This is a genomic window from Serratia sp. (in: enterobacteria), assembly GCF_052400455.1.
In the GTDB taxonomy this organism is placed as follows: Bacteria; Pseudomonadota; Gammaproteobacteria; order Enterobacterales; family Enterobacteriaceae; genus Serratia; species Serratia ureilytica.
In genome coordinates this window covers 1,444,511-1,465,070 of record NZ_CP185812.1, presented here as the reverse complement: position 1 = coordinate 1,465,070, position 20,560 = coordinate 1,444,511, and the positions used below count along the sequence as shown (strand labels likewise).

Annotated in this window: 21 protein-coding genes and 2 pseudogenes; 10 read left to right on the top strand and 13 right to left on the bottom strand. The window is 63.1% G+C overall.

The genetic code is table 11. The annotated features are described in order from the left end of the window. Window positions 1–2 precede the first annotated feature (2 nt). The 3 genes from ACORQT_RS07045 to ACORQT_RS07035 all read right to left on the bottom strand — a co-directional run bounded on the left by ACORQT_RS07045 (window position 3) and on the right by ACORQT_RS07035 (window position 2,682). A complete protein-coding gene (locus ACORQT_RS07045; RefSeq protein WP_033642367.1) occupies window positions 3–521 on the bottom strand; it encodes a GNAT family N-acetyltransferase in 519 nt (172 codons plus the stop codon). A gap of 2 nt (window positions 522–523) precedes the next feature. Continuing rightward, the gene (locus ACORQT_RS07040; protein ID WP_033642366.1) at window positions 524–1,093 is read right to left on the bottom strand and encodes a helix-turn-helix domain-containing protein; all 570 of its coding nucleotides are present in this window, start codon (window positions 1,091–1,093) and stop codon (window positions 524–526) included. Between the two features lie 134 nt (window positions 1,094–1,227). After that, window positions 1,228–2,682 (bottom strand): MFS transporter, encoded by a 1,455-nt coding sequence (locus ACORQT_RS07035; protein WP_108680334.1) that lies wholly within the window; start codon window positions 2,680–2,682, stop codon window positions 1,228–1,230. A 103-nt stretch (window positions 2,683–2,785) separates the two neighbouring features. On the opposite strand from ACORQT_RS07035, the gene ACORQT_RS07030 reads away from it, so the two are divergent. The 4 genes from ACORQT_RS07030 (at window position 2,786) to ACORQT_RS07015 (ending at window position 5,423) form a co-directional block, all read left to right on the top strand. Beyond that, the gene (locus ACORQT_RS07030) at window positions 2,786–3,439 is read left to right on the top strand and encodes a helix-turn-helix transcriptional regulator (protein ID WP_033642364.1); all 654 of its coding nucleotides are present in this window, start codon (window positions 2,786–2,788) and stop codon (window positions 3,437–3,439) included. 177 nt (window positions 3,440–3,616) lie between these two features. Further along, the gene (locus ACORQT_RS07025) at window positions 3,617–4,111 is read left to right on the top strand and encodes a DUF2878 domain-containing protein (RefSeq protein WP_033642363.1); all 495 of its coding nucleotides are present in this window, start codon (window positions 3,617–3,619) and stop codon (window positions 4,109–4,111) included. A gap of 108 nt (window positions 4,112–4,219) precedes the next feature. Next, window positions 4,220–5,143 carry a drug/metabolite exporter YedA gene (gene yedA / locus ACORQT_RS07020; RefSeq protein WP_033650530.1) on the top strand — a complete coding sequence of 308 codons (924 nt, stop codon included), beginning with the start codon at window positions 4,220–4,222 and terminating at the stop codon, window positions 5,141–5,143. Window positions 5,144–5,246: 103 nt separating this feature from the next. Next, entirely contained in the window at window positions 5,247–5,423 is a 177-nt protein-coding gene (locus ACORQT_RS07015) for a hypothetical protein (protein ID WP_004939348.1), read from the top strand. Here ACORQT_RS07015 and ACORQT_RS07010 read toward each other — a convergent pair. Next, complete coding sequence (locus tag ACORQT_RS07010) at window positions 5,411–6,322, bottom strand: LysR family transcriptional regulator (RefSeq protein ID WP_033642361.1); 912 nt, start codon at window positions 6,320–6,322, stop codon at window positions 5,411–5,413. The two genes, ACORQT_RS07015 and ACORQT_RS07010, sit on opposite strands and share 13 nt — an antisense overlap. Window positions 6,323–6,420: 98 nt before the next feature. Between ACORQT_RS07010 and ACORQT_RS07005 the strand changes: the two genes are divergently transcribed. The 3 genes and pseudogenes from ACORQT_RS07005 to ACORQT_RS06995 all read left to right on the top strand — a co-directional run bounded on the left by ACORQT_RS07005 (window position 6,421) and on the right by ACORQT_RS06995 (window position 7,990). Further along, entirely contained in the window at window positions 6,421–6,786 is a 366-nt protein-coding gene (locus ACORQT_RS07005) for a DUF6516 family protein (RefSeq protein ID WP_004939355.1), read from the top strand. Continuing rightward, a complete protein-coding gene (locus tag ACORQT_RS07000) occupies window positions 6,786–7,166 on the top strand; it encodes an HVO_A0114 family putative DNA-binding protein (RefSeq protein ID WP_004939357.1) in 381 nt (126 codons plus the stop codon). The genes ACORQT_RS07005 and ACORQT_RS07000 overlap by 1 nt, the downstream gene beginning before the upstream one ends. A 105-nt stretch (window positions 7,167–7,271) precedes the next feature. Continuing rightward, window positions 7,272–7,990 (top strand): annotated as a pseudogene (locus ACORQT_RS06995) (SDR family oxidoreductase). Window positions 7,991–7,996: 6 nt separating this feature from the next. Here the strand turns inward: ACORQT_RS06995 and ACORQT_RS06990 are convergent. The 8 genes and pseudogenes from ACORQT_RS06990 to ACORQT_RS06955 all read right to left on the bottom strand — a co-directional run bounded on the left by ACORQT_RS06990 (window position 7,997) and on the right by ACORQT_RS06955 (window position 15,979). After that, window positions 7,997–8,758: a phosphate/phosphite/phosphonate ABC transporter substrate-binding protein gene (locus ACORQT_RS06990; RefSeq protein WP_089191356.1), complete on the bottom strand. Its 762-nt coding sequence runs from the start codon at window positions 8,756–8,758 to the stop codon at window positions 7,997–7,999. 28 nt (window positions 8,759–8,786) lie between these two features. Continuing rightward, a pseudogene (locus ACORQT_RS06985) lies at window positions 8,787–9,559 on the bottom strand (ABC transporter permease). Further along, window positions 9,556–10,491: an ABC transporter ATP-binding protein gene (locus ACORQT_RS06980; protein ID WP_047572208.1), complete on the bottom strand. Its 936-nt coding sequence runs from the start codon at window positions 10,489–10,491 to the stop codon at window positions 9,556–9,558. Before ACORQT_RS06980 ends, ACORQT_RS06985 begins: the two are co-directional and overlap by 4 nt. Further along, a complete protein-coding gene (locus ACORQT_RS06975) occupies window positions 10,488–11,648 on the bottom strand; it encodes an ABC transporter permease (protein WP_072628081.1) in 1,161 nt (386 codons plus the stop codon). The genes ACORQT_RS06980 and ACORQT_RS06975 overlap by 4 nt, the downstream gene beginning before the upstream one ends. Window positions 11,649–11,709: 61 nt before the next feature. Beyond that, window positions 11,710–12,639, bottom strand: a complete 930-nt coding sequence (osmF, locus tag ACORQT_RS06970) for a glycine betaine ABC transporter substrate-binding protein OsmF (protein ID WP_164057930.1) — start codon at window positions 12,637–12,639, stop codon at window positions 11,710–11,712. Between the two features lie 13 nt (window positions 12,640–12,652). Further along, window positions 12,653–13,711: a fatty acid desaturase gene (locus tag ACORQT_RS06965; RefSeq protein ID WP_164057931.1), complete on the bottom strand. Its 1,059-nt coding sequence runs from the start codon at window positions 13,709–13,711 to the stop codon at window positions 12,653–12,655. Window positions 13,712–14,651: 940 nt separating this feature from the next. Beyond that, window positions 14,652–15,026 carry a cell envelope integrity TolA C-terminal domain-containing protein gene (locus ACORQT_RS06960; RefSeq protein ID WP_047572209.1) on the bottom strand — a complete coding sequence of 125 codons (375 nt, stop codon included), beginning with the start codon at window positions 15,024–15,026 and terminating at the stop codon, window positions 14,652–14,654. A 41-nt stretch (window positions 15,027–15,067) separates the two neighbouring features. Then, entirely contained in the window at window positions 15,068–15,979 is a 912-nt protein-coding gene (locus ACORQT_RS06955) for a LysR substrate-binding domain-containing protein (protein ID WP_042783950.1), read from the bottom strand. A gap of 140 nt (window positions 15,980–16,119) precedes the next feature. Between ACORQT_RS06955 and ACORQT_RS06950 the strand changes: the two genes are divergently transcribed. The 3 genes from ACORQT_RS06950 to ACORQT_RS06940 are packed head-to-tail and all read left to right on the top strand — an operon-like array spanning window position 16,120 to window position 19,251. After that, window positions 16,120–16,764 carry a hydrolase gene (locus ACORQT_RS06950; RefSeq protein ID WP_004939390.1) on the top strand — a complete coding sequence of 215 codons (645 nt, stop codon included), beginning with the start codon at window positions 16,120–16,122 and terminating at the stop codon, window positions 16,762–16,764. 48 nt (window positions 16,765–16,812) lie between these two features. Continuing rightward, window positions 16,813–17,358: an antibiotic biosynthesis monooxygenase gene (locus tag ACORQT_RS06945; protein WP_033652685.1), complete on the top strand. Its 546-nt coding sequence runs from the start codon at window positions 16,813–16,815 to the stop codon at window positions 17,356–17,358. Between the two features lie 21 nt (window positions 17,359–17,379). Next, complete coding sequence (locus ACORQT_RS06940; RefSeq protein WP_164057401.1) at window positions 17,380–19,251, top strand: amidohydrolase; 1,872 nt, start codon at window positions 17,380–17,382, stop codon at window positions 19,249–19,251. A gap of 101 nt (window positions 19,252–19,352) precedes the next feature. Here ACORQT_RS06940 and ACORQT_RS06935 read toward each other — a convergent pair whose 3' ends face one another. Next, entirely contained in the window at window positions 19,353–20,483 is a 1,131-nt protein-coding gene (locus ACORQT_RS06935) for a Gfo/Idh/MocA family protein (RefSeq protein ID WP_042783948.1), read from the bottom strand. Window positions 20,484–20,560: the final 77 nt, after the last annotated feature.

Sequence of the window (20,560 nt, the reverse complement as noted above, 5' to 3'; positions counted from 1 at the left end):
CCTCACAGCAGTTTGTACATATAGCAGGTGGCCTCCAACGCCCCGCCGTCGCTGGCGCGGGCGTATTGCGGGATGTCGCCCGCCGCCTCGAACCCCAATTGACGGTACAGCCCCTGCGCCGCGCTGCCGCTCAGGGTATCCAGCACCAACAGGCTGCGGCGATGACGCGCCGCCAGCGCCTGCACTTCCTGCATCAACAGCCGGGCGACGCCCTGCCGCCGCGCCTGCGGGTGCACCATCAGCTTGACCACTTCCGCCCGGTGACGGCCGTTGTCCGGCATCGCCAACAGCAGCTGCACGGTGCCGACCGGCCGGCCGTTCGCGAGCGCCACCAGCATCGCACGCTCTCCCCGCGCGATGGCCGGCAGCAACCCCTGCCAAAACGCCTGCGCCTGCGTCAGCGTGAAAGGCATGACAAAACCGATGCTGGCGCCGTGCGCCACGCTGGCGTGCAGCATTTCGGCCAATTCGGCAATGGCGCTTTGCGCCGCGCCGGCGTCCCACTGTTGCAATTCAATCATGGCTATGGCCTGCAAATAACGAGGGTGTAATGGGCCGGCTCATCGCCGGGGACATGGAAACGGGAGGCGCCGAACAGGCGGTAGCGCAGGCAGTCGCCGGATGATAACCGGAAAACGCGCCCTTCCAGCGTCAACTCCAGCTGCCCGGACAGCAGCCAGAGATGGTGCTCCAGCGCCGGAATCGACGGCAGGTCGTAATCGATCTGCGCGCCGGCATCGAGCCGGGCTTCGATAAATTCAGCCTTATACAACGCAGCGGGGGGAGAAACGGAGCGACGGTGAAAACCGCTGGCGCGATCGACCCACACCGGTTGCTGCTGCGGCCGCAACAGCTCCGGCGGCTCGTCTTCGATCTCGCTCAGCAGGCGCGACATGGTCAACCCATAGGCGGCGCACAGCCGGTTCAGCAACGACGCCGTCGGGCTGGTCTCGGCGCGCTCCACCCGCGAGAGCGTCGCCCGGCTAAGGCCGGTGCGCTGCGCCAGCTCCTCCAGCGACCACGCCCGTTGCTGGCGCAAATCCGCCAGCCGCTGCGCCAACCTCAGGTCGGCATTGTCCAGACCGTTATCCATCGTTCACACTCCGCTTGAAAATCCCATATAAGAGAAATAATCTCAAATTAGAGATATAGCAAGCGAATTTTAACAATGTCGCGCAGGAATAACGCCAGGATCACCGCAAACATCGCCGAATGAGGAGAAGCGTTCTAGCACTCGCGCGAGGACGGGTTGGGTACAAAATTGCCCGTCTCGGCGGCCGGCGGCGCGATCGCGGCGCAGCGCCAGGCGCTGAATACCGCCAGCAGCGGCGCCAGCGCGAACGCCAGGAACAGCCAACGCGCCGCCGATGCCGCGCCCGCCGCGCCGCCCGGATCGTTCAGCCCCGCCAGGTTGGCGATCATCCCCGCCAGCGCCGCGCCGAATGCGGTGGCGAACAGTTGCACCGTGGTGATCGAGGCGCCGGCGATGTCTTTGTCCGCTTCAGGCGCCACCTGCAAAATACGCGTCAACAGATGCGGCCAGCCGAAGCCGATGCCGAATCCCACCAGCGACAACGCGATGACGATCGGGGTCAGCGCCTGCCAGTGACCGCCGGAGGGCGTCGGCATCAGGATCGCCAGCGCCAGCAGGCCCACCAGCACGAACAGCGGCCCGCTGACGATCGCCCGGCGAATGCCCGCCCCGCGCCAGCCGGAGCTGAGGATTTCGGACAACGTCCAGCCGGCGGCCATGGTCGCGGCGATATAGCCGGAGATCAGCGGCGACTGGCCGTGCAGCAACTGCAGGAAATAGGGCACGAAGATTTCGCTGGTCATGCCGATTACCAGCAACGACACCGTAATATAGAGCGCCGCCAACGATGAGCCGCGCCGCAGCGCGCCATGCGGCAACAGGTGCGCGCGCGAGCGCGCCTCGCGCTTCATCAGCCAGGCCATCAGCGCCAGCGAAAGCGCGATGCCCGCCAGGTTGATCCAGACGCTGTGCGCCAGGCTGCCGGCGGACACCACCAGCACCGCCACGGTCAGCAACAGCAGCTGCGCGGTCGGCAGCGGCGCGGCTGCCTGCTGCGCCTGGCCCTTGGGCAGGATCAGGAAGGTAAACGCGGCGTACAGCGCCATGATCGGCAGCAGAATGCCGAAGGCCCAACGCCAGGCGTGCAACTCGGCGAAAATGCCGCCTACCGCCGGGCCGACCAGCGTGGCGATGCCCCACATCGCCGAGATAAGCGCCATGGCGCGCGGCCACAATCGCTGCTCGAACACCAGATTGATCATCGCGTAGGAGAGCGCAAAGATCAGCCCGCCGCCGAATCCCTGCACCGTGCGGCCGATCAGCATCACCGGCATGCTCGGCGCCAGCGCGCACAGCCCCGCTCCGGCGATGAAAAACAGCGAAGCGACCAGATAGGCGTTGCGCGCGCCGTAGCCGCTGAGCAAGCGGGCCGACAGCGCGGAGCCGAGGATCGACGCCACCACGAACAGCGTGGTGTTCCAGGCATAGAGCTCCAGACCGCCAATATCCTGCACCACCGAGGGCAGAATGGTGGTGGCGACCAGAATATTGATGGCATGCAGCGCCACGCCAAGCGAGAGCGCGATCGCACTGGCCGCATTTTTGCCGGAGAAAAGGTCGCTCCAGCGGCTATCGTCATGGGTTATCACGGTTGTTGTCCTGTTTTCAGAGGAATGGCATTGAGTTGGTCATGAGATTGCGTTAAATTTAACAAGAGTTATCTTGGAATAAGTTAGGGCGAGGCGGAGAAATATGTCAAGAATAAACTTGGAAAATGGCGGCAGCACCGCACAATCGGTCAGTGACCGTTTGCTGACGCTATTGAAGACCCGCGGCCCGCAGCAAGCCTCAGACGCAGGAAAAGTGCTCGGCACCACCGGTGAAGCGGCCCGCCAGCAGTTCGTCAAGCTGGCGAAAGAGGGGCTGGTCGAAGCGATCGCGGAAACGCGCGGCGTGGGCCGCCCGGTGCAGCTGTGGCATTTGACTGCCGCCGGTAACGCACGCTTTCCGGACACCCATGCGGATCTGACGGTGCAGCTGCTGCGCACCGTGCGTGACAAGCTGGGTGAACAGGCGATCGACCTGCTGATCGAGACCCGTGAGCAGGAAAACCGCATCAACTACAAGCAGGCGATGATCGGCGCCACCGATCTGCGCGAACGCGTGGCGCGTCTCACCGAGATCCGCTGCCGCGAAGGGTATATGGCCGAATGGCGTCAGGAGGAAGACGGCGCCTATCTGCTGGTGGAAAACCACTGCCCGATCTGCGCCGCCGCCACCGTCTGCCAGGGCTTCTGCCGCGCTGAGCTGAGCATCTTCACCGAAGTGCTGCAGGCGCAGGTGGAGCGCGCCGAACACATTCTGGCCGGCTCTCGCCGCTGCGCCTACCGGATTTCTCTCTTGTAACACCGGTTTTTGCCCGCGTTTTCAACCGGTACAGATTATTCTGCTTGTGCACCCCGCACCTTCCCTTCTAAGGTTGAATTATCGAATATTCAGGCAAACAACGGGCCCCGCGCCCGTTCTGACACCTCCGTCGGCGCGCTGCGCACGGCGGCAGAGTAACCCCACGGGAGTTGAACGATGAAGAAGCCGCATGCCGGATTCTGGCTGGCGACGCTGGGGCTGGGCGTCTGCTGGCTGCTGGCGCTGCTGACTCGCGATCGGCTCAACGGCATACTGCTGGCCGGTGCGGCGCTGGCGCTGATCTTTACCCCCGCCGCCCGCCGCAAGGGCGCCGCCCTGGCCGCCTTGGGCGGCATCGGCATGGATGGTCTGTGGAGCTACAGCGGCGTGCTGCATTACAGCGGGCAACACGGCCTGCCGCTCTGGACCATCGCGCTGTGGATCGGCTTCGGCTGCTGGTGGTATTGGCTGTTGGACGTGGTCAGAGCGGCGCCCTGGCCGCTGGCGGTATTGGGCGCCGCCCTCGGCCCCTTCGCCTACGCCGTGTCCTGGAAACTGGACGCCCTGCTGCCCGGCATGCCGCCGGAGTTCATGCTGCTGCTGCTGGCCATCGGCTGGTCGATTTATCTGCCGGCCGTCAGTTGGCTGCAGTGGAAACAGCAAGGCCATTGAACGGCTTTCGGCTGCCGGAAAAATAATGCCGCAGGCCATTGCTTATCGGTTGCCCGATCGGGTTTACTGAGCGTTCTAATAATAATCATTCCCGCAAAATACAATCCTATGCTTAGCCAACAAAGCCGTAGCGTCCTGCCGTTGATCGGGGCGTTGTTCACGTTATATATCGTTTGGGGTTCCACCTATTTCGTCATTCGTCTGGGCGTCGAACAGTGGCCGCCGCTGATGATGGCCGGGATTCGCTTTCTGCTAGCCGGCATCGTGCTGTTCAGTTTCCTGGCCTGGCGCGGCCACGCGCTGCCGACGCCGAAGCAGTGGCTGGCCGCCGGCGCCATCGGCATTCTGCTGCTGGCGGTGGGCAACGGCCTGGTGACGGTGGCGGAACACCAACACGTGCCGTCCGGCATCGCGGCGGTGATGGTGGCGACGGTGCCGCTGTTCACCCTCTGCTTCAGCCTGTTGTGGGGCATGCGCAACACCAAGCTGGAATGGGCCGGCATCGCGCTCGGATTGGTGGGCATCGTGCTGCTTAATACCGGCAACAACCTGGTGGGCAATCCGACCGGCGCGCTGCTGATTTTGCTGGCGTCGGCCAGTTGGGCCTTCGGATCGGTGTTGGGATCGCGCATCTCGCTGCCGGCCGGGCCGATGGCCGGCGCGGCGGAGATGCTGGTCGCCGGCGTGGTGTTATTGGCAGCCAGCCAGCTGAGCGGCGAGCGCCTCGTTCAGATGCCGAGCACCGGCGGCTTTCTGGCGCTGGGCTATCTGATCGTCTTCGGTTCGATGCTGGCGATCAGCGCCTATATGTTCTTGTTGAAGAACGTGCGCCCGGCGGTCGCCACCAGCTATGCCTACGTCAACCCGGTAGTGGCGGTGCTGCTCGGCATCGGTTTTGCCGGTGAATCGCTGGCGCCGCGCGAGTGGCTGGCGCTGGTGATCATCGTGGCGGCGGTGGTGCTGGTGACGCTGGGAAAATACCTGTTCGCCCGCCCGGCCAACGTACAGGCCATCGACTGCGAACGGCGATGATCACAAAGGGCGGTCTGCGGGCCGCCGTTAAAAACGATTCTTGTTTCACCCGGCGAAGGGGCTATAATTCCCGCTGTTCCAAGCAACCTGCGAAATTATTCCTATGCTGAAAAAAGCGTTCGTCATCGTCATCGCCCTTTGCGCCTTCGGTTCTCTGGGCGGCGTATTCCTCGCCGGGCTGAACATCTACACCCGTTCCACCACCCCGCACGAAGAAAGCGCGCCTGCCGGGGATACCGCCGCCACGCCGGCGCAAACCGAAACCCTTCAGGCCAAGTGATCGTCCATCCAACGCTGGCAGCGCTGCTGTAAAAAGCGCTGCAGCTGCCTGACGCGTTCCGACACCTGCGAACGATGCGGGCAGACCAGATTGATCGGCACCGCGTCGCTGCGCCATTCCGGCAACAGTTGCACCAGCCGCCCGGCGTGAATGTCGGCCGCCACGTCGATCGCCGACTTGCGCACCACGCCGTGCCCCGCCAGCGCCCAGCGCCGCGCCACCTCGCCGTCATCGGTAAAATAGCTGCCGTTCAGCGGCACTTCGACCCCCTCCTCACCGCGCCACAGCCGCCATTCCACCTGCCGTTTGCCGCTGGGCTGATACACCAGAATGCTGTGCCGAACCAGATCGGCCGGCGTTTGCGGCGCGCCGTGACGCCGCAGGTAATCCGGGCTGGCGCAGATCAACCGCCGATGCTGCGGCAAGATCGGCAGCGCCACCAGCGAAGAGTCGGCCAGCGGCCCGAAGCGCAACGCCACATCCACCGGTTCGCGGAACAGGTCGGCCTGCCGATCGTTGATCAGAAGCTGCAGTTGAATATGCGGATGCTGCAGGCGGAACTCATCCAGCCAGCAGAGCAGCAAATTGCGGCCAAAATCCGACGGCGCGGAAATCTGCAGCACCCCGGACAGCCCCTGATGCTTCTCGCGGATCGCCTGCTCTCCTTCGGCTAACGCGCCCAGCGCCAGGCGCGCGCTGTCGAGATAGCGAGCCCCCTCCTCCGTCAACCTCAGGCTGCGGGTGGAACGCACCAGCAGCCGCGCGCCCAACTGCTGCTCCAGCCTTTTCACCGCAATGCTGGCCGCCGCCGGCGTCATATCCAGCGCGCGCGCCGCGGCGGAAAAACTGCCGCCGTCCACCGTGCGGACAAACACCTCGAGATCGACAAATGAGGTCATGTATTTCCCTTCTTAGAGAGCCGGATTCACGGCGTATCGGATTGACGATAAAACGCCCAACAGTTATGATTAGATCATAATAAATGGAGCTTTGATCAATGGATGAACACAACGGATTGGATTACATCCTTAGCCTGCATGGCACGCGGGTCAATCGTGAGGATGGCTATTGGTGGAAAATCGAGGCTTGGACGGTGACCCAAACGGCCTTTATCCCTCACGGCATCCGTTACAATTTGACCTTGCATGATAACCACAATACCCGGGTTTTTGGCATAGATAACGCGCATGCCATTAAAACACCCCGCAAAGGTAAATTTTCGGGCCGCGTCGTTTACGATCACCAACATGACTCCCCGACGGACAAAGGCTCACCCTACGAGTTTCATTCCGCCTATCAGTTGGTGGAAGATTTTTTTACCCGGATAGACGAAGTCATACGCAAGAGAGAAAACCGAGGTTGATGATGAAAGCACTGATTGGCGTGATGCCTGAAGAACTGATTCGCAAGCGCACACTGGCGATCGCAAAAGGGGAATACCAGCCACAGGAACGTGAGCCCAAAGTGTGGTTTACGTCGATGATTGCGCTGGCCCAGGTGCTCAGCAACGAGAATATTGCCCTGCTGCGTCTGATCGACACTGCCCGCCCCGAAACCATCAGCCAGTTGGCCGAACTGTCGGGGCGCCAGGTCAGCAATCTGTCCACCACGCTGAAAACGCTGAGCGGGCACGGCCTGGTGGCACTGGAAAAACAGGGGCGTTCAGTGAAACCCCGAGCGCTGTTTACCGATTTCGAAATCATCGTGGATCAGAAGCTAAACGCCCGCTTTAGCGCCGCATGATCTTTAAAAAATATTAATAAGAGTTTGTCAGCAAGGCCGATTGTTAGGTGATTTTCAATCAGGAAAGATAGATCCCGTTGAAACTTACTAAAAAGAGGCCTTAACATGACAATTCCTGACTCCCCCTGAAACGACAAAAGCTGGTGATCCTGGGCGGCACCAGCGGCATTGGCGCCGCGGTGGCCTACGCAGCGGCGGCGCGCGGCGCTGAAGTGGTGCTGGCTTCGCGCCGCCTTCCCCACGCCGGGGAGAAAAACGACGCGCTCCATCTGATGCAGGCCGATCTGACCGATGAAGCGTCGCTGCATGCGCTGTTTGCCGCCGTCGGCGCTTTCGACCATCTGGTGATCACCGCCGGGCCGCTGGTGCAGGCGAAACCGCTGGCGGAGACTGCTTTTGAGCAGGCGCAGGCCGACTTCAACGTCAAATTCTGGGGCAGCTTGCGCGCGGTGCAGGCCGCGCTGCCGACGCTGGCGCCGCAGGGCTCCATCACTCTGACCTCCGGCCAGCTGTCGCGCAAATACCTCGGCGGTCAGTTGATCAAAACCGGCATCAATGCCGCGTTGGAAGCGGTCGGTAAACAGCTGGCGAAGGAACTGGCGCCGCGGCGGGTGAACGTGGTCAGCCCCGGCATCACCGCCACCGAAGCCTACGGCGGCATGGGCGCCGCGCAGCGTCAGGCGCTGTTCGAGCGCGTGAGCGTCAGTCTACCGGTCGGCCGGATCGGCCAGGCGGCCGACGTCGCAGCGGGTTACCTGCTGGCGATGGAGAACGGTTTCGTCACCGGCAGCGTGATCGACATCGACGGCGGCGGCCTGCTGTAACGGCGGCTAGAGCGCCGTTACGCCCTGTGCGGCGGCCTGCTGCTCCAGCACGGTGATAATCTGATAAGCCGAGCGCGGCACCAGGCTGAAATCGCCGATCAGCAGGCGGTCGCTGACCGCCTCATCCAGCATCGCTCGGGCGCCGGCGCGCAGGATGTCCACCTGTTCCGGCGGCGTGCCGGCTGCGGTGATCAGCGGCAAACCCGGCACCGCCGCCGTGCGGCCGATGATTTTCAGCCCCTCCAGCGCCTGCGGCTGCGCGCGGCGCAGCAGTTCCATGCTGATGGAATCGATGGCGGCGATATCCGCCTGCCCGCTGCGGATCAGTTTCAGCGACTGGTAATGCGCCCCGGAGGCGATAGCCGCACCGAAGAATTTCCCGTCCTGCGCCAGTGGCGCGATCAGCGCGCGTAAGCCGTTGTAGCCGGACTGGGAATCGGTGCTGTTATACGCCGCCGTCCGGCCGCGAAAATCCGCCAGCCGTTCGCCGGAGTCGCCCGCGCGCACCACCAGCCAGCTGCGGTAATTAGGCCCGTCGCACCCTTCCACCCGATAATGATAGGTTCCGATCAGCTGCACCTGCGGCAGGCTGCTGACCAACGGATAACCACAGGTTTGGCTGAGCAAGAGATCCTCGCGCCGCCAATGCTGCGCCAAATCGTCCGGCCAACTGAGCCGTTCCGGCGCCGCCGGCAGCCCCAGCCGCAGCAGCTTGCCGCGCAAGACCTGCCAGAAAGCGTCGGCCTGCTCCCGGCCAACGCCGTACATCGGTAGAGACACCTGCATCATTTCCCCCTTACCCCGCCGGAGTGGCCGCCAGCGTCTGCTGACGCCAGGCGGTGAGATAACGCACCCAACGTTCGAACAGCATATCGGTGATAATAGCCAACAACGCCACAACCGCCGCGCCCTGGATCACATAGGCGGTGTTAAACCCGGTTAGGCCGATGATGATCGGCGAACCGAGCGTTTTGGTACCGACGGTGGAAGCGATGGCCGCCGTGCCGATGTTGATGATCACCGACGTGCGGATCCCGGCGACAATCACCGGCGCCGCCAGCGGCAGTTCAACCCGCCACAGTATTTGCCAGGCGCTCATCCCCACGCCGCGGGCGATCTCGCGCGTGGCGGGCGGCACCGATTCGATGCCCGCCAGCGTGCCCTGCAGGATCGGCAGCAAGCCGTACAGCACCAGCGCGATGATCGCCGGCTGCTCGCTGAAGCCCATCACCGGCACCGCCACCGCCAACACCGCCACCGGCGGGAAGGTCTGCCCCACCGCCACCACCGTTTCCAGCAGCGAACGAAACTCCCGGCCGCCGCGTCGGGTCACGGCGACGCCCGCCGCCACGCCGAGAGCCACCGCAATCAGGCTGGAGATCGCCACCAGCGACAGGTGCGCCCCACCAGCGCGATAAAGCTGTCCTGCTGATAAATGGGCCGGTCCAGATCGGGGAACCAGGCGGCGAACAGGCCGCGCAGATGATCCATGCCGAACACCAGCGCCAACAGCAGCGCCAGCGTCCAGGGCAGCGGATCGCGCAGCAGGCGCCAGAGACGCCCGCTCATGACAGCGCCTGCCCGGCGATCAGATCGTGGAAGTGCAGAACCCCCAACGCTTCGCCCCGTTCATCCACCACCGGCAGGCAGTCGCTGCCGCGCGCCACGAACACCGATAGCGCCTCGCGCAGGCTCATGGCAGCGGCGATCGGTTCGCCCCCGGCGACACCGGGCCGCACCCGCTCCGCCACCGTCCCCAGCGACAGCAGCTTGATGCCGCGATCGCTGCGCCCGAAGAAGTCACGCACGAAGTCGTTGGCCGGGGCGGTCAACAGCGTCAGCGGCGTGCCTTGTTGCACCACCCGCCCCTGATCGAGCAGCACCAGACGATCCGCCAGGCTCAACGCCTCGTCGATGTCGTGCGTCACCAGCACAATGGTACGGCCCGAGATCTGATGAATGCGCGCGATCTCCGCCTGCAGCGCCGCGCGGGTGACCGGATCCAACGCGCCGAACGGTTCGTCCATCAACAACACCTCGGGATCGGCGGCGAGCGCGCGCGCCACTCCGACCCGCTGCTGCTGCCCGCCGGAAAGCTGGTGCGGATAGCGGCGACGAAACAGATCCGGTTCCAGGTGCAGCAGCTCCAGCAACTCGGTAACCCGATCGCGAATGCGCGCGCGCGGCCATTTCAGCAGCTGCGGCACGGTGGCGATGTTCTCCTCCACCGTCCAATGTGGAAACAGGCCGATCGATTGGATCGCATAACCCATGCGCCGCCGCAGATCCTGCGGTTTAAACGACTGGATCTCTTCGCCGGCAAAGAGAATCTTGCCCCGATCGTGTTCGATCAGGCGGTTGATCATTTTTAATGTCGTGGACTTGCCGGAACCTGAGGTGCCGATCAACACGGTGAATTCGCCCTCGGCGATGTGCAGCGTGAGATCGTCCACCGCCGGCTTGCCCTGAAAAATTTTGCTGACTTGCTCAAAGTGAATCATCGGCGCGATACGTCCAGGATTGAAACCCAAAATTTAAACAGCGAATCGACGATGACCGCCATCATGACCACCGGGATCACCCCCAGCAGAACCAGATCCAGCGCGCTGCTGAGCAGCCCCTGAAACACGATGGCGCCAAAGCCGCCGGCGCCGATCAGCGCCGCCACCACCGCCATGCCGACGGTTTGCACCGCCAGGATGCGCACGCCGGTCAGGAACAGCGGCAACGCCAACGGCAGCTGCACGCGCAGGAAGATCTGCCCGCGCGTCAGCCCCATGCCGGTGGCGGATTCAATCACCCCGGCCGGCACGCTCTGCAGCCCCGCCACCACGCTGCGCACCAGCGGCAACAGCGCGTACAGCACCAGCGCCACGATCGCCGGCGCCATGCCGATGCCGCTGACGCCGTGTTCCGCCAGCCAGGGCACCGCCGCCGCCAGCCCCGCCAGCGGCGCGATCAGCAGGCCGAACAGCGCGATGGAAGGCACGGTCTGGATAATGTTCAGCGCGGAGAAGATCGGCCTCTGCCAGCGCTCGGAGCGAAAACACAGCACCCCGAGCGGCACGCCGATCGCCAGCGCCGGCGCCATCGTCGCCAGCAGAATGGTCAGGTGCTGCAGCAGTGCGGCGTCAAACACCTCCTGCCGATTGTGGTACTCCTTCAGCAGCGACAGCTGATCGAGCTGATGGCCGAACAGCAGCAGCGCCGGCGGCACCAGCACCAGCGCGTTGCCGAGCATTCGCCGCAGGTGCGACGCGGTGAGGCGCGTCATCGCGTCGGCGGCGATCAGCAGGCTCAGCGCCATCGTCAGCCAGGCACCGCTGCCCCAAGAGGTGCGCGCCAGGCGCGATCCCTCCTGCGCCAGGCGTTCAGCGGCCTGTCCGCCGATCCAAAAGACCAGCGTCAGCACCCCGCAGGCGGCCAGCGCCGTCAACAGCGCACGCCCCCGCGTCGGCGGCAACAGGCTGAGGATCGCCAACGCCGCCAGCGGCAACAGCAGCCACAGCGCCGGGCCGTGCAACAGGGAGAATAAGGACAGGCTTTTACCCGACAGCAGACGATTGGGGGCATAACTGAGGAACGGCAGGCCGAAGGCGGCCAGCAGCAACAGCACGAACAGCGTTAACAACACGCGATGTTTTACGGCAATAGTCAAAGAAACTCTCCGGCGCCATCGGTTTTCCCCCTCTCCCGTAGCAAGAGGGGGCACCTCGGCGTTATCCCTTAACAAATCCTTTCTCTTTCAGGTAAGCGGCCGCCACCTGTTTGGCGTCCTGGCCTTCCACGGCGATCTGCGCGTTGAGCTTTTGCAGCGTCGGCCCGTCCAGCGAGGCGAACACCGGCTTCAGCAGTTCAGGCAGATTGGCGTGCGCTTTCAGCGCCGCTTCGCGCACGATCGGCGCCGGCGCGTAGATGGGTTGTACACCTTTCGGGTCCGCCAGCGTCTGCAACCCCAGCGCCGCCACCGGGCCATCGGTGCCGTAGGCCATCGCCGCGTTGACGCCGGAGGTCTGCTCCGCCGCCGCCTTGATGGTCACCGCCGTGTCGCCGCCGGCCAATGACAGCAGCTGATCCTGATTCAGCTTGAAACCGTAGGCGTTCTGGAACGCCGGCAGCGCATCCGGCCGCTCGATAAACTCCGCCGAGGCCGCCAGCTTGAACTTGCCCCCGCCATTAATCCACTTGCCGAGATCCGCCAGCGTTTTGAGATGGTTGGCGTCCGCCACGTCCTGCCGAATGGCGATAGTCCAGGTATTGTTGGCTGGCGCCGCGTCCAACCAGACGATTTTGTTTTTGTCGTAGTCGAGCTGCTTCACCTTCTCGAAGCCAGCCTGGGCGTTCTTCCATGCCGGATCTTTCTCATCGGAGAAGAAAAACGCGCCGTTGCCGGTGTACTCCGGGTAAATGTCGATCTCGCCGGAGGTAATGGCGCCGCGCAGCACCTTGGTGGTGCCGAGCTGCAGCTTGTTGGTGGTTTTGATGCCGTTGGCTTCCAGCAACTGCACGATGATGTTGCCGAGCAGCGAACCTTCGGTATCGATCTTGGAGCCGACGCGCACCGAGTCGGCCGCCTGCGCCAGGCCGCCGGTGGCCAGCAGAGCCAGCGCGACGGCAAAGGAACGTCCGCGTGATAAGGTGATTGCCATACTTTTCCTCTGGTTATATGTTTTTCGGCTCATGGGCCAGTTCGGTTGGAAAATCCTGAGAAACGCGCTTCCAGCGCGCAATAAATTTTTTCTTCGGCCGGGCGCCGCGTTCCTCCCGCCGTTCGCCGGCGCTCAGCGGATGCACGCCGAGGTCGATCGGCGTCAGCGCGTAATCGCGCAGCCACTCGCCGTAGCCTTGCGCGACAAATCCCTGGCTGCGGCGCTGATACGCTTCGCGTTCCGCCAGATAGACTTCGCGCAGGCCATACCAGGGCAGGCCGGGCAGATCGTGATGCACTAAATGGTAGTTCAGATTGAGAAACAACAGCCGCCACGGCCAGCCCGCCTCATTAATAATAGAACGTGCCTGCGGTGCGTCCACGGCGCGATGCTCAAAAAACGATCTCACCTTGGTCAGCGCCAGCGCCGGATAGCTGATGGCCAACAGGTAAAACGCCGTACCGATACCCTGCGCCTGCAGCCAGTGCAGCAGCGCCGCCAACAACGACAGATGCACCAGCCACATCGCCCAGGCGCGCCATGCGCCACCGGCAAGCGCCTTCACCGCCGCGGCCAGGGTTGCGGCGATATCCAGCGCCGGGCCGAGGAGCACCCGGCCGATCAGCGTATTGCGCACCGCGGCCAGTAGCGGCAACAGGCGGGGATAACGCCGCCACTGCGCGGCGCTGAAGTAGTAACTTTCGGGATCTTCGTGCGGATCGGTCAGGTGTTCATTGCGATGGTGGCGCAGATGCGAATCGCGATACAGCCCATAGGGATACCACACCGCCAGCGGCAACAGGCCGAACAGCTGATTGACGCGCGGCCGGCGCGTCGGATGGCCGTGGATCAGCTCATGCTGCAGCGACATATACCCGGTGGTCAGCAGGATCAGCAGTGGCGTGCCAAGCCACGGGCCCAGCGCCTGCCAATAATGCGCCACGCCAAACCAGCCGCCGTACACTGCCGCCATGATCCCCCAGGTGGGCAGTTCCAGCCGCCAGTGCCAACGCTGATAAAGCCGCCGGATCCGGTCGCGTTGTTCGGGGTGCAAATAGTGGGCGTGGGACATGCTGCGGCTCGCGGTTGGGGATTTTCCCCCAGTATCCGTGAGCCGCAGTGACGTTCAAAATAACGAAAATGGCAAAGCTAAGTGAAAATTCAGCGGGTTGCGTACGCGTCAAAGCGAAAAAACGGGCCGCGCAGGCGGTGATATCTGTCAGTTAAACCTGACTGGCATTTTTTATCCCATCTTTGTGTGTTTTGTGTAGCCTGAATTGCCGTAAATGTTCCGCATTTCTCTGTTACTACAATGAACGGCAATTGGAGGGGCCGAAGGCGCGGCCCCTCCACCCGCGCCTTCGCTTAACACCGTCTGTCCGCTACGCGGATACCCTCGCCGCGTCTGCATTGTCGGGCGGGTCGGCTACGACAAACGTCCCTGTTAGTCTCGCCTCAACCGGCCTTCCCTGGCCGGTTGCCCCTGACAACGCCGTCTTGCTCGGCAGCCGGTGATGCACGTCAAAGGTCAACACCCGAGCTGGCAGCTACCGGGCAACCCGTACTTTATGAGGTTATAGCAGAGAAGAGGAATCGGAGATGAGCACGGTATTGGACGCCCTTGAAGACGCCGAACGCAGGCATAGCGCATTAGGCGAAACCGCCATGGACGGCGGTTTCAGGTGAGACAGGCAGGGACGCCTGTCGCAACCGGCCTCAATGCGGTATGGCGGAGGGAGGACAAATCTGCCTGGAGCAGATTTGAACGCTGCTTGCAGCGGCCCCGAAGGGGCGAGGCCCAGGGATGGGCTGAGTAACGTTGGCAAAGCCAACCGTCTGATAGGGCAAAGGCGCGGGTTGCCAGGGGCCGCGCCTTTCGGCCCCTGGCTCGGTCGAGGTGCAGGAGCCTCATGATGCACCTCTCATTTATCGACCGAAAACGTCACGAGTACTTCAAAAAAACGCTAACTGACAAGCATTGACCGCGCAGGCGGCCCGTCGGTCACATCCCTTCAGGGAACGAAATCGAGCACCACGGCGTTGAACAATGCGTATTCAGTGGCGCTGGCCATCGGCGGAAACTGCGCGCGCTGCACCGCCGCGTTGGCCGCCGCGCACAGCGGCGCATCGCCTCTTACGATCTTGCTGCTCGCCAGTTTCCCGTCCGGCCGCAAACGGATGCTGATGGTGCAGCGTTGGCCGCGCGCGTGCTCCGGCAAACGCAGCTCGCGACTCACCGCGTTATGCACCCGCACCGGATAGCTGAGCGGCGCCGCAACCGGCGCCTCGGTCTGCGGCGACGGCAAGGGGGTGCCGGCCTGACGCCCGGCGCCCGCGCCGCAGCCGCTCAACAGTAACAGCGCCAACAGGCTTAGTGTCTTTTTCATTCCCTATGTCCTTATTGGGGATTAATCTTTATCGAGCGCCCTTACTGCGCCGCTGGGTAAGCCTCACCGTCATCTGCGTAACGCTGCAGCCGCTCGCGCCACCACTTGGCCGCCAGACCGCTGGCGCTTTCCCGCCAGCCGAAGTAGGCGATGTCGCTGCAACGTTCCGATTCGACGCGTTTCGCCACCAGTTCGCCGCTGTTCAGGTAAGGTTCCGCCAAGGCGCGCGGCAGATAGCCGCAGCCCAGTCCGGCTAGCTGCGCCTGCAGTTTGGCGTCGAAGCCGAAGACCGTCAGCGTGTCTTGCTCTTCCAGCAGGTTCAGGCTCTGCGGCGCGTTGACGCGCGAGGTATCGCGCACCACCACCGCCCGGTGCTGACGGATCTCATCCTTCGGCAACGGTTCCGGCAGCGCGGCCAGCGGATGCTGCGGCGCGACGGCAAACACGTAATCCAGCTGCCCCAGGCGGCTGAACGCATAGCCCACCCGCGACGGCGGCTCGCAGATGGCGCCGATGATAATGTCGGCGCAGCCGTAAACCAGCGACTCCCAGGAGCCGGCCAGCACCTCGTGGCTGAAACGCAGCCGGGTATGGTGATGCTGCCGGTAGAACTCTTCTATCAACGGCAACAGGCGGGCAAACGGGAAGGATGCGTCGATCCCGAGCGTGATCTCGCTTTCCCAGCCGTTTTCGACATAGCGCGCCTGCTGTTCCAGATCCTGCGCCGCGCGCAGCAGCACCCGCCCTTTTTCCAGCATCAGCTTGCCGGTATCGGTGAACTTCGCCCGATGGCCGGAGCGATCGAGCAGGGTGATGTCGAGATCGTTCTCGAGCTTTTGCACCATATAACTCAGTGCCGAAGGGGTTTTAAACAGTGCGGCGGCCGCGGCGGCGAAAGATCCGTGCCGGTCCAGCGCATCCAAAATCAGCAGCGCTTCCAGGTTTAATCTCATGTTTTCTCCCGTGTATAAAAAAACTCAACAAGTCGGCAAAAATTCTGCGGTATCTTTGAAATCGCCCTCTGCCTACCATGGGTTTTATCGGCGTTACACTCATCAGATGTTCAACCGAAATATCACTGGGAAGGTAAATTATGTCCAAGTTTCAACTGCTTGATAAAGACAACTCCGCACTGATTTTTATCGATCATCAACCGCAAATGGCCTTCGGCGTGGCTAATATTGATCGTCAGCAACTGAAAAACAACGTTGTTGGTTTGGCGAAGGCAGGCAAGATTTTCAACGTTCCTACCCTTTTCACCTCGGTCGAAACCGAAAGCTTCAGCGGCTATATCTGGCCGGAGCTGCTGGCGGTACACCCTGAAATCACCCCGATTGAACGCACCTCGATGAACTCCTGGGAAGACGCGGCCTTCGTCAAAGCCGTGGAAGCCACCGGCCGCAAAAAGCTGGTGATCTCCGCGCTGTGGACCGAAGTGTGCCTGACCTTCCCGGCGCTGATGGCGCTGGAAGCCGGCTATGAAGTGTATGTGGTGACCGACACCTCCGGCGGCACCTCCGTCGATGCGCACGAGCGCTCGATCGATCGCATGGTGCAGGCCGGCGCCGTACCGGTGACCTGGCAGCAGGTGCTGCTGGAGTACCAACGCGACTGGGCGCGCAAAGACACCTACGACGCGGTGATGGCGCTGGTGCGCGAACACAGCGGCGCGTACGGCATGGGCGTCGACTACGCTTACACCATGGTGCACCACGCACCGGCCCGCACGGTGAAATAATTCCCCCTGCCCCGGCCCCGCGCCGGGGTATTTTCAGGAGTCGGTTTTATGGCCCATCCGCAGCATGTCACGCTGGTGATCACCCACCGTTTGGCGCCGGGGAACGAGCAGGCCTATGAGGCCTGGCTGAACCGCATCATGCCGGACGCCGCGGGCTTCACCGGCCATCTGGGCGTCAACGTCATCCGCCCATCCGACAGCGAACAGGCCTATACGGTGCTGGTCCGCTTCGACAATGTCGATAATCTCTACCGCTGGCTCAACTCGCCGCTGCGCAAGCAATACATCGAAGAAGTCACTCCGCTGTTGCTGGAGAATGACCATATCGAGATCCGCCCCGGCGCGGAGTTCTGGTTTACCCCGCCCAACCCCGGCGTGCGCCAACCGCCCCAGTGGAAGCAGTTCATCATCACCCTGCTGGTGATCTTCCCTTCCACCAATCTGGTGCCCTGGTTTTGGGGGCTGGCGCTGCCGCAGTTGAACGGCACGCTGCTCGGCCATTTTCTCAATGACGCCACCGTGGTCGCTCTGGTGGTGTACCTGTGGATGCCCATCGTGACTCGCGTTTTTCATCAATGGCTGATCCGCCGCTAGGCGGTTCGCCGGGAGAATGTTATGAACCACCACGCTTCATTGATCCTCACCAACGGCAAATTTCACACCGTTGACCGCCAAAACCTCACCGCGCAGGCGGTCGCCATTCACGACGGCAAGTTTCTGGCGGTCGGCAGCGAAGCCGAAGTCATGCAACACGCCGGGCCGGAAACCCAGGTGATCGATCTGCACGGCCACACCGCCATTCCGGGCCTGAACGACTCGCACCTGCACCTGATCCGCGGCGGCCTGAACTACAACCTGGAGCTGCGCTGGGAAGGCGTGCCTTCGCTGGCCGACGCGCTGCGCATGTTGAAAGAGCAGGCACTGCGCACGCCGAGCCCGCAATGGGTGCGGGTGGTCGGCGGCTGGACCGAGTTCCAGTTTGCCGAACGCCGCATGCCGACGCTGGACGAAATCAACCAGGCGGCGCCGGACACGCCGGTATTTATTCTGCATTTATACGATCGCGCGCTGCTCAACCGCGCGGCGCTGAAGGTAGTCGGCTACACCAAAGACACGCCGAACCCGCCGGGCGGCGAGATCCAGCGCGACGCCAACGGCAACCCGACCGGCATGCTGATCGCCAAACCCAACGCCATGATCCTGTACGCCACGCTGGCGAAAGGGCCGAAGCTGCCGCTGGAACAGCAGGTCAACTCCACCCGCCAGTTTATGCGTGAGCTGAACCGCCTCGGCCTCACCAGCGCCATCGACGCCGGCGGCGGTTTCCAGAACTACCCGGAAGATTATCAGGTGATCGCCGAGCTGCACGAGAAAAAGCAGCTGACCATCCGCATCGCCTATAACCTGTTCACCCAGCGGCCGAAGCAGGAACTGGAAGACTTCGAGCTGTGGACCGACATGCTCAAACCGGGCCAGGGTACCGACTTCTATCGCCACAACGGCGCCGGCGAGATGCTGGTGTTTTCCGCCGCCGACTTCGAAGACTTCCTGCAGCCGCGCCCGGATCTGCCGCCGGGCACCGAAGACGAGCTGGAGCGGGTGGTGCGCCATCTGGTCGAGCACCGCTGGCCGTTCCGCCTGCACGCCACCTATGACGAATCCATCAGCCGCATGCTGGACGTGTTCGAGAAGGTGAACCGCGATATTCCGTTCAACGGCCTGCACTGGCTGTTCGACCACGCCGAAACCATTACCGAACGCAATATCGAGCGCGTCAAGGCGCTGGGCGGCGGCATTGCGGTCCAGCACCGCATGGCGTTCCAGGGGGAATATTTCGCCGACCGCTACGGCATCGAAGCCACCAAACATACGCCGCCGGTAGCGAAAATGTTGGCGGCCGAGCTGCCGGTCGGGCTGGGCACCGACGCCACCCGCGTCGCCAGCTACAACCCGTGGACGGCGCTGTACTGGCTGGTCTCCGGCCGCACCGTCGGCGGCATGGCGATGTACGACGACAGCGCCCGGCTGGATCGCGAAACGGCGCTGATGCTGTGGACCCAGGGCAGCGCCTGGTTCTCCACCGAACAGGGCAAGAAAGGCCAGATCAAGGTCGGCCAACTGGCGGATTTGGCGGTGCTGTCGCAGGACTACTTCAGCGTGCCGGAAGAGCAGATCAAAGGCATCGAGTCGGTAATGACGGTGGTGGACGGCAAAGTAGTCTACGCCGCCGGCAGCTTCTCGCCGCTGGCGCCGCCGCCGCTGCCGGTGCTGCCGGAGTGGTCGCCGGTCACCCAGGTGCCGGGCCATTACCGCTCCGCGCCGCCGTCGGCGGCGGCCCGCGTCGGGGTAGTGAGCCAGGCGCACCAATGCTGCGGCCCGTGCGGCGTGCACGCGCACCAGCATGACATCGCGCGCCGCTCCAGCATCCCGGTGTCGGACGAGAATGCCTTCTGGGGCGCTTTCGGCTGTTCGTGTTTCTCGTTCTAAGTTATCAAGCCAATAACTTATTATAAAATTAATTTAATAAGCCATTAAGCTAGCAACATAATAAATTAATGGCGCTGTCCGCGGAGAGCGCCATTTCCTTTTCAATCGCGGTTGATCTCCAGCCAGCGCCGCTGCTCGGCGGAGGCGGCTATCGCGTCCAGCACGCACGACACCTTCCAGCCCTCTTCAAAGTCCGGCCACATGCGATCGCCCGCGGCGATGCCGTTGACCAGATCGCGGATCTCCACCGTCTTCTGATCGTTAAAACCAATGCCGTGCCCGGCGCTGATGCAAAACGCCGCATAGTCCGGGTGCTTCGGCCCCACCAGCAACGTCTTGAACCCCTGCCGCTCCGCCGGTTCATCGTGTCGATACAGCTTCAGTTCGGCCATCCGTTCCTGGGTATAACTCAGCGTGCCTTTGGTGCCGGTAACCACATAGGTCAGCCCCATCTTGCGCCCGCAGGCGATGCGCGACGTTTCGATAGTGCCCATCGCCCCGCCGGCGAAACGCAGCAGCGCGCCGGCCTGATCTTCGTTTTCCACCGGATGCATACGCGACGGGTCTTGCGGATCCGGCCGCTGTTTGATCACGGTCTGCATATCGCCAGAGACCGCCACGATATCGCCCACCAGGTAGTGCGCCATATTGACGATGTGCGCCGCCAGATCCCCCAACGCGCCCAGCCCGGCGCTGGCGCGGCGGCAGTGCCAGTCGATCGGCGTGCGCGGGTCGGCCAGGTAATCCTCATTGTGGGTGCCGTAAAAATGCACCACCTCGCCGATTTCGCCGTTGGCGATGATCTCGCGCGCCAGCTGGCTGGTGGGGTTTTTCATGTAGTTGAAACCCACCAGCGTTTTCACCCCCTTGGCGCGGGCGGCCTGCACCATCTCCGCCGCGTCGGCGGCGTCCAGCGCCAGCGGTTTTTCCGAATACACGTGCTTGCCGTGGCGGATCGCCGCCAGCGCCATCTCTTTGTGCAAGAAGTTGGGGGCGCAGATGTCCACCACGTCGATCGCCGGATCGGCCACCAGCTGCCGCCAGTCGCCGGTCGAACGCGCAAAGCCGAACTCGGCCGCGCGCTGCGCCGCCAGCTCGGGCGTCACCTCCGCCAGCATCTCCAGCACCAGATCCCCTTTAAGGGGAAAGACCGTGGGGGCCTGCGCATAAGCGATAGCGTGACAACGCCCGATATAGCCGGTGCCGATTAATCCAACGCGTACCTGTTTCATCATCCTCTCCCGTGACCGAAATCTTGCCTGAAACCCGGCGCCCTGAGTGAAACGCGCCAGCTGATAACGGCTTTATA